We start from the raw sequence: 8498 nt of genomic DNA, 5'->3' as shown, positions 1-8498 counted from the left end.
CAGTTACCAGTTATCAGTTATCAGGTAGGAAACGGACTCGTCCACCCCTTGTTCACTGTTTACTATTCACTGTTTACTGCTCACTGTTCACTGTTTACTGTTCAAGGCATTGCAACCATCTTCATTCCTGGTGGTGTTGCTACAGTAAGACCGCGACGCACAGGACGTACAGGACGCCTATTGACCAAGGAGACTTGGAAACGCGATAAAATTGTCGCCAATACGAGTTTCATTTCATACTGAGCAAATGCCAGCCCAATACAGCGACGATTTCCACCACCAAACGGCAAATACTCATAAGGCGAAAATTGCTTTTCCAAAAAGCGTTCTGGTTTAAACTGCCTTGATTGTGGGTAAGTTTCTTCCCTGTGGTGCGCTAAGTAGATACTGGGGATAATGAGTGTTCCTTCTGGGAGCGTGTAACCTTGGATATTGATTGGTAATTGCACAATCCGAGGAAAAGCATTCATCGCAATCGGATATATCCGCAAGGTTTCTTGGCAGACTGCTGTTAGGTAAGGCAATTTGGTCACAGTAGTTGGATCTGGGTTCTCACTGAGGGTGTTGAGTTCCTTTAGCAACTTGTCGCCCACTTCTGGTAAATAGTCAATCCAGTAAAATGCCCAAGTCAATGCTGAAGCAGTCGTTTCATGTCCCGCTACCATCAGACTCATCAACTCATCGCGTAACTCTTCATCAGTCATCGGTTGACCATCTTCATAACGAGCAGACATCATCAAACTGAGGATATCTTGCCGATTTTGATCAGATTGGGCGCGACGTTCCCGAATCAGCGCATAAATTATTTCATCTATTTGTTGTCGCAGGCGTAGGACTCGACCCCAAGGACTCCACGCGCCGAAATCTTTTTGTACAAACGGAAAAGAGAAACCAGCGGATAAGAGGGGGGAACTTATAGAATCCAACAGTGAACTCAACAATGGTCGAATTTTTTCTAAACGAGATCCTTCATCTAAGCCAAACACCACCCGCAAAATAACTCGCAAGGCGATTTCTTGCATCGACGCACGCATATTAAAGGGCTTGCCCATCTTCCACTCGTTGCTCACCTGGTGCGTGATTTCGCGGATAGTTTCGGCGTAAGCCCGCATTCGGTCACCATGAAAACGAGGGGTCAACAGTTGACGTTGGCGTTGGTGGCGATCGCCGTCCAGTAGAATTAAGGAATTAGAACCCAGCAAAAATTGTAAACCTCGGTTTCCCCTTCCAGCAGATAAGTGACTGGAATCCGCATTAAAAATTTGTTGCAGCGCTTGAGGATGACTGAAGTAAATAATAGGAGAATCATTGCCACTCCAAAGAGTGAAGCTATCACCGTATTCCTTAGCAAAATCATCCGCATATTCCAACGGCTGAAAAATAAATTTCATCCGGCGTAGGAAAACCGGCATTTTTGGTCCATCAGGCAGATTGTTAGTTGCTCTCATAAAGACTTGTGGCGTTGAGCATTGATTGCTTTTATTGTGACTCTTTTAAGCAAGATGTGTCTGATTCTGTGAGTGTAAAACTATTCCTTCTATCAGCCGATTCCCCATTTGTCCTTCAAGAGTTATATTTTGTGTAAGAGTGTCGGAAGTAAACAGTGCCAAAAATCATCGCTATCCTCAACGGTAAGGGAGGCGTCGGTAAAACAACCACCGCTGTCAACCTGGCTGCAACCTTTGCACAACAAAAAAAGGTTCTTTTAATCGACGCAGATATTCAAGGTTCTGCCAGTTGGTGGTTTGGACGCGGGGAAAGTAGCATGGGATTTGATTTATCACAATCAACTGACCCGAAACTTTTAGGTTATTTACGAGGAATAACAGGTTACGATTTAGTAATGGTAGATACGCCTCCGGCGCTGCGCTCTGAAGCATTGGCGGCAGTTGTTGCTGCAGCTGATTATTTGGTTTTGCCTACGCCATGTGCACCAATGGATTTAGCTGTCCTAATCGAGACAATCCAACAAGTCGTCACTCCTACTGGGAAAGCCCATCGGGTTTTGCTGACGAAGGTGGATACGCGCTGCTTAGGGGAAGTGCTAGATGCTCAAAACACTCTTAGGGAGATGGGAATTCCTGCTTGTAAAGCTTTTATCCGCGTCTACAAAGCGCACGAACGAGCTGCACTTGAGGGTGTCCCAATAACCAAATGGCGAGGAAATAACGCACGAGAGGCGGAGTCAGACTACCGTCAAGTAGCCGAAGAAATAAAGCGTGATTGGAGGCAATATGACTAAAAAACGTCTTTCTGATTTATTACAAGAAGAAGCACAAAAACTTTCACCATCACAAGGTGAAACGACTATTGATGTTGATGCTGTTGCAGATGATAATTCCTCCACATCTTCCGATAGTGATACGGAGAATGAAGAGGAGACACAACAAGCTGCTGAAACAACAACGTCTAAGCGTACAACACCAACAAAAGCAGAGTTAGAAGCAACTGTCAAAGAGTTAAAGGAAGCTTTGGAAAAAGCACAAAAAAAAGAAACTTCTCTGGTGAAACAGTTGAAGAACACTTTAGAAAAAACACAGCAAAATCAAGCTTCTGTTGTTAATGAACTCAAAGAAACTATGGAGAAGACACAGAAGAAAGAAGCTTCTGTTGTCAAACAACTCAAAGAAACTTTAGAAAAAGCACAGGAAAAAGAAGCCTCTCTTCAGCAGCAAATCACTGATTTAGAATTAGATGTATCTAAGCACAAAATACTAGCAGCAAGCCTGAAAACAGAGCTTGATGATGCAAAAAAAGCTGCGATACAACTCGCAGAAGCTAATTCACAACTGACAGAAACAATCAGTACATTACAACAGCCAAAGCAAAATGCTCTAGTACCAAAAACTTACAAAAAATCATACCCTTTAGCACAAAGATTACCAGAAGGACGACCTATAACCAAGGATAACGATTCTGATGATAATTCTTCTCCGATGTGGTTACTTGATTAAAGTCACTCAATCGGTACAGTTAACATCAATTCTTACAAATCATCTATGGCACTCCTTAGCTTATTTTTCAGTTCAGCAGTGCCATTTTTCTTGTTATGTCTTCTTGAATAAATAGAATTTGCTAGGCAGTATTTCACGCCTGAATATTCTGGTGATAGTTAATATTTACTGGCTCTTGAGATTAGCGCAGACTCATTTCTACAAAGGCAACATAAGGACAATAAGAATTATAATTCTCTTTGAGACAACTTGCTTTTATGCCAACGCTGCGAGCATTCTCAACATTAATGTTTAGAACTTGCTTTGCCGTTATTGTCAAATCTTTTGTAGCTATTAATTTGTTGTCAACACTTACGTCAAGTACTATCTTATCATCTTGACGAGCATAAAGGTGTTTGCCATTTATTCCAACAACTAAATTTAATTGTCGAAACTTAGAGTTAAGAACGCATGACACTCCAGCAGCTTTACTCTTGGAAATATAAGGATAAGGCTCACTACTTTCGCTAAACAAATAAGCGATTTCAGGCAAAGCTTCCCCTCCTATAGCAATGTTTTTTGGTTCACGCGGCTTTACTAAAGATTGTTCAACGCCAGGAGTAGAACTAAGACATTCCGTATCTAGAAGAGAAACAGCAGTCCCAGATGGCGAAGCAGTAGGGGATTCGGTAACGGTGGGTGTGGGTGAAGCTGTAGGAGTTTCGGCAACCGTTGGCGTGGGTGAAGCAGTAGGGGATGCGGCAACCGTTGGCGTGGGTGAAGTAGTAGGTAATTCGGCAACGGTGGGCGTAGGTGAGGCGGTAGAGTTCTTTCCACCTGTACTACTCTGTTTAAGAATAACAGCAGTAATTACTGATGCACCTATTGCAGTAGCAATGATTAGCCCGGTAATTAAGGAGATAAAAACCATTGGATTTTTTCTCTGGTTATTGTCATTTTCCCTTTGATTCCTTGAATCTTTCGGACTCATGTATTTGACTCCCTAAACTGATACTTTAACTGTCAAAGTCCTAACTAATCAACTTATGATTGTTAGGATTTACGAGATTGATATTCTACAGATTACAAGTGTGGACCTGGTCGAAGAACTTACTAAAAACTGGCTCTCCTAAACCTTGCGACATTTGAAACTCATTCCACTTCCACTGCATCGTTTTACCAAGCAATACTGCCTCCAAACCCCATTGTGGAAGATGACCGTTGGGAGCACAAAGGTCGAAGGTCATCTGGTTATACCATAACCACCTTCCATGCTTGCGCCATCCAACGTGATTTCCAAACTGACAATACAATTCATATTCGGTGTTAGTATTATTTCCAAAACGCTCCCAGATTTGCTTCTGCACGCTGAAGCCAAAGCGTCCTTCAGAAAACTTGATCCAAAGCTGATCAATTGTGCGTAGATCTGAGCATGGCAATTTTTCGATGGATTTAACATTAAGCAAATTCCCCGTTTGACCAGCAAGTTGCAGGATGAGCATTTCCGTTTCTTGATCAGCTTGTTTCCATTTCCGTGCTGCTAAAAACTCACGCAGTCGCGTGTAGTCTACTCGCGGCTCAGAAATGACATTGTCGGTCTTTAATAAGTCATATGGCATTGAGTGCCAAATGTTTTGAATAGCTTCTATGGAGATAGCTACCCCCTTGCCATTATCTATTCGCTGTGAAACTACGCCCAAAACATAGCCACTTTCTAGATCAACTACAGGGGAGCCACTATAACCAGCTTTGAGATCGTGTTCGCTATCGTCATCAATTAGCAAATTCCAGGCTTGAGTGCGATCGCCTTCTATACTATCTATCCTTTGCTTCCCACCTAACTTACCCTTAATTTCTGCAAGCTTTGCTACCTTTGTTGCGTCAGTATAAAAACCAGCTGTTAAGAATTGTCTTCCCTTATTGCCAACTACACCCAGCCGTAGTGGTGGTAGTCCACTCAAGTGTTTTTTGACTGCTAATACAGCTAAGTCGCAACCAAGGGTATTACCCAAAGCTTTTACTGTTGCAGGATGACCACCAACTTTTACCTTTTCTGACCCTCCAATCGCCTCTACCACATGGGCGCAAGTCAACAAATAGGTCGTCTGTTGATCTTGATGAATAACAAACCCTGTGCCACGGTCTCGATCTGCAATCCGTTCTGGATCTGCGCTGGTGATTAAAATCACAGATTCCGAAAAATTTGCATTCATTGAAGTTAAGCCTTGGGTTTAAGTACCAGTTTGACCTTTAAATTAGAACCAGCTTTAGCCTTGGTCACGTATACATTGCCCTCTCCCTCAAAACTAAAGCCGATTTCAATCTCAGCCTGCTCAATCTGCATCTCTTGATTCAGTTCCTGCCAAGCAGCCGCAATGGGACGACACGTCTTTACCAAAATTGGCTTAATTTTGTCAAAAGTTGTACTAACCCGATCTGCAGCACTACCTGCAATCTGTCTGGCTTGGTCTTCTGGCACTTCTACCTCTACCAAAGTGCCATCCTCTAACTTGATTAGTTTGGTAGCCATCACTACTTGCTTTTAAGATGAATTATGCATTAAATAACACGATATAACAGAGCTTTTCCGGAAAGTTTACCAAGACAACTTCACAAAATATACGCGCGCAACTAGAATTCACGGCTACACAAACTCAGTCCGCAAAGGCAGACTTAAAAAATTTCAAACCCACATGGGCGTTGGTTTACATCTGTTTCAACTTATCTGCTGTTAAACCTACTCCTGCAACTGGTCATCCCGGAATTCTAAAATATGCTGAGCAGTCATTTGCGGCTGTTCTAAATGAGGAACATGACCGCAATCTTTAATCCAAATGAGTTTACTATTTGGAATCGCCAATTTAAATCTGTTGGCATCCCTGATACCTAAAATCCTGTCAGAATCACCCCATAAAATCAGCGTTGGTTGCAGAATTTCTGCTAATTTCTTAAATCTAAAAGCACTGTAACCACCGCTTTTGGTAAAAGCAATTAAAGCTTTCTGCCAGTCGGGGCATTCTAGGTGTAGTGCTGCACATAATTGAGCATCAAGTGACGCTAACTCCCTATTTTTGTAAGCAGCGCGAGAGATACTTGCCCGAACTTTCGGATTACGTAAAAATTGAGTTGCCCAATTATCCAAAGGTGGAATCATCAACTTGCTTAATGGTGAACCACCTGCTAAACCAGCACTATCAATTAATACCAGCTTTTGCACGACTTCTGGGTAAGTGAGGGTGAAATCAATTGCTGCTGCACCTCCCATTGAAGCGCCCACTAAAATCACAGGTTTGTTAATGAGGGTTTTCCAGAAATAATAGAGATGGGTTTTAATGCTGAGGGGGCTAAACTTAACTCCAACTGGTCTATCTGTGAACCCAAAACCCAATAAATCCACTGTCCATGTCTGGTTTTGTACCGCAAGTTGAGGGATAAGGCGGCGAAACTCGAACACAGAACCGTCAAAACCGTGAATCAACAGCAAAGGTGTACTTCCACTTCCTTGATGCACATAAGTTGTAGTAATTGGTTGTGTACTCAAGGGAGTCAGCAGAGCAATCTGCTCTATACTCTGAGCAAGAGCAATTGAGGAAGGTTCTGTGAGTTCGCCAACTGTAGTTGGTAAGAAACTTGGAAACATAGGATTTTGTTTACCTGAAGCTTTACATCTTTAAACCAATGCCGTTTTTAGCAAACTCTTCTACTGTTTTGTCTGAAAATTCATGAGTCGCCATATCTTGTAACATTGACAAAGGTAAAGTCAGATGATGAGCACCAGCTTGTAGCGATGCGGCGGCTTCTTGTGGTGATTTAATACTAGCTGCTAAGATTTCAGTGTTGCTGCCAGTTAGTACACTAGCCATATCTCGTACTAAAGCAATTCCATCCCCTAATAAACGGGTAGCACGATTGACATAGGCGATCGCCATTTTAGCACCCGCCTCCCGTGCCACTGCTGCCTGTGCTGCACTATAAATCGCTGTCACTGAACAAGTGATTTCTGGCGAGAGACTCGCCACTACAGCAAATCCAATTGGTGTTGCTGGAATCTTCAACACCGTTTGTTTGCCAATAATCTCAAAAGCTTTCCTCCCTTCCGTCAGCATCCCTTCAAAATCAGAGGACATGAGTTGGTAAAATACTGGTCCACAAGTCAGCTGCGTCAATTTTTTCAGCGTGGTTTCGGGTGGGTTATCGCTTTTAGCTAAAAGCGTTGGATTTGTGGTGATGCCTTTTACCCAACCCATTCTACTGGCAATTTCAGCTTCAGATACAATTGCTGAGTCCAGATAGATTGCCATGATTGTCTCGCTTTTTGAGGTGTTGCAACAACAGCTATAATCTCATATTCCGAACCTTGAGTGGTAGCAGTTATGAGATTCACCTTTTTGAATTTTGAATTTTGAATTTTGAATTATTATCACCCTCCTCGCCGTCTCATAAGAATATCCCAAGTTCCTCCACCAGCCACACCGTCAGCTTCTACACCATTGCGCTTTTGTAAAGCGATGACTGCAGCCTCGGTTGATTGGCCAAAATCGCCATCAACTTCGTTCTCATTCAATAAACCGAGTCTTTGCAGTCGTCTTTGCAACCTGACAACCTCAGGACCACGCATTCCTATACGTAAAATGGGTAATCCTTCTGAGGTATATTGAATTGAAGCAACTTGTTGAGTACGAGTGGTTGAGCTAGGACGAGTTGAACCAGAGCGATCGCTTTGCTGAGTGCGAATGCTTTGCTCAGAACGAGTCGAACCAGAGCGGGTAGATGTTGATTGTTGTACGTTTGTTGTCTGTGAACCTGCGGTGGTCTTGCGCGTCACAGAGCGTGGTTCTGTTTTGGAATCATCTCCTCTGGTTCTAGTCGTTGCAGTGGTCTTACGCGTCACAGAGCGTGGCTCTGGTTTAGAATTCTCTTGTCTGGTTGTGGTGGTTGCAGTTGTATTGCGTCCTGCAGATGCTGGCTCTGGTTTAGAGGTCGCAGCAGATGGTGTATTAGTCGTTGTGGGTGTTGGAGCTGTTAAATTTGAACTAGGAACAACAACTTGATTGGTGTTAGAAGTTCCAGACGCAAGAGGAGGTCTGCTTGTAGAATTAGGTGATGATCCAGATGATGCAACTGTCGTTTCACCAGGAAAAAGTCGTTGCCAAGTTGTTGTATCAACAATGCCATCTGATTTCAAGCCAGCTGCTTCCTGAAACCGGGAAACAGCGACGACGGTACTTTCGTTATATTCCCCATTTACTGTGCCTGTGTAGAAGCCTAAAAGTTTTAAAGCTGCTTGAAGTTCCGTGACACGTTCTCCTTTGCTACCAATTTGGAGAGTAGGACGGTTGATGCCTTCAGAGGAAGTTGTTTGTGCTATTTGTTGTGGTTGAGATGCAATCGAGACTGTAGATAAACCAAGAAGCAGAGATACTCCGCAGGATAGCAGTATCTTGACATTTAGTAGGGTTTGATACCTCTGCTCTGTTTTCATTCCACTTGAATTTACGGATGGCTTGAAAAACGGTGAGTCATTTAACGGATTTGTTTTTATACTGCTTTTCATGGAAATCCCCC

9 protein-coding genes are annotated in these 8498 nt (G+C 43.0%); 2 read left to right on the top strand and 7 right to left on the bottom strand.

The window, feature by feature from the left end:
- Positions 1-101: 101 nt before the first annotated feature.
- The gene (locus AC5590_RS27695) at positions 102-1448 is read right to left on the bottom strand and encodes a cytochrome P450 (RefSeq protein WP_169266543.1); all 1347 of its coding nucleotides are present in this window, start codon (positions 1446-1448) and stop codon (positions 102-104) included.
- A 155-nt stretch (positions 1449-1603) separates the two neighbouring features.
- Between AC5590_RS27695 and AC5590_RS27690 the strand changes: the two genes are divergently transcribed.
- Both AC5590_RS27690 and AC5590_RS27685 read left to right on the top strand, forming a co-directional pair.
- Entirely contained in the window at positions 1604-2242 is a 639-nt protein-coding gene (locus AC5590_RS27690; protein ID WP_169266542.1) for a ParA family protein, read from the top strand.
- Positions 2235-2954: a hypothetical protein gene (locus AC5590_RS27685; protein WP_169266541.1), complete on the top strand. Its 720-nt coding sequence runs from the start codon at positions 2235-2237 to the stop codon at positions 2952-2954. Before AC5590_RS27690 ends, AC5590_RS27685 begins: the two co-directional genes overlap by 8 nt.
- Before the next feature lie 181 nt (positions 2955-3135).
- Here AC5590_RS27685 and AC5590_RS27680 read toward each other — a convergent pair whose 3' ends face one another.
- The 6 genes from AC5590_RS27680 to AC5590_RS27655 form a co-directional block, all read right to left on the bottom strand.
- Positions 3136-3924, bottom strand: a complete 789-nt coding sequence (locus AC5590_RS27680) for an RING finger protein (protein ID WP_169266540.1) — start codon at positions 3922-3924, stop codon at positions 3136-3138.
- An 85-nt stretch (positions 3925-4009) separates the two neighbouring features.
- Complete coding sequence (locus tag AC5590_RS27675) at positions 4010-5146, bottom strand: GUN4 domain-containing protein (RefSeq protein WP_169266539.1); 1137 nt, start codon at positions 5144-5146, stop codon at positions 4010-4012.
- Between the two features lie 5 nt (positions 5147-5151).
- Positions 5152-5463 (bottom strand): CU044_2847 family protein, encoded by a 312-nt coding sequence (locus AC5590_RS27670; protein ID WP_169266538.1) that lies wholly within the window; start codon positions 5461-5463, stop codon positions 5152-5154.
- A gap of 207 nt (positions 5464-5670) precedes the next feature.
- Positions 5671-6573 (bottom strand): alpha/beta fold hydrolase, encoded by a 903-nt coding sequence (locus AC5590_RS27665; protein ID WP_169266537.1) that lies wholly within the window; start codon positions 6571-6573, stop codon positions 5671-5673.
- Positions 6574-6595: 22 nt separating this feature from the next.
- Positions 6596-7234 (bottom strand): transaldolase family protein, encoded by a 639-nt coding sequence (locus tag AC5590_RS27660; protein WP_169266536.1) that lies wholly within the window; start codon positions 7232-7234, stop codon positions 6596-6598.
- A 119-nt stretch (positions 7235-7353) separates the two neighbouring features.
- Positions 7354-8415, bottom strand: coding sequence for a peptidoglycan-binding domain-containing protein (locus tag AC5590_RS27655; RefSeq protein ID WP_248277289.1), 1062 nt, complete (start codon positions 8413-8415; stop codon positions 7354-7356).
- Positions 8416-8498 lie beyond the last annotated feature (83 nt).

Origin of the sequence: Brasilonema octagenarum UFV-OR1, assembly GCF_963888615.1 — a bacterium.
Taxonomy (GTDB): Bacteria; Cyanobacteriota; Cyanobacteriia; order Cyanobacteriales; family Nostocaceae; genus Brasilonema; species Brasilonema sennae.
Note: the sequence above shows the minus strand (reverse complement) of the source record. Positions and strands in the feature narration are given on the sequence as shown.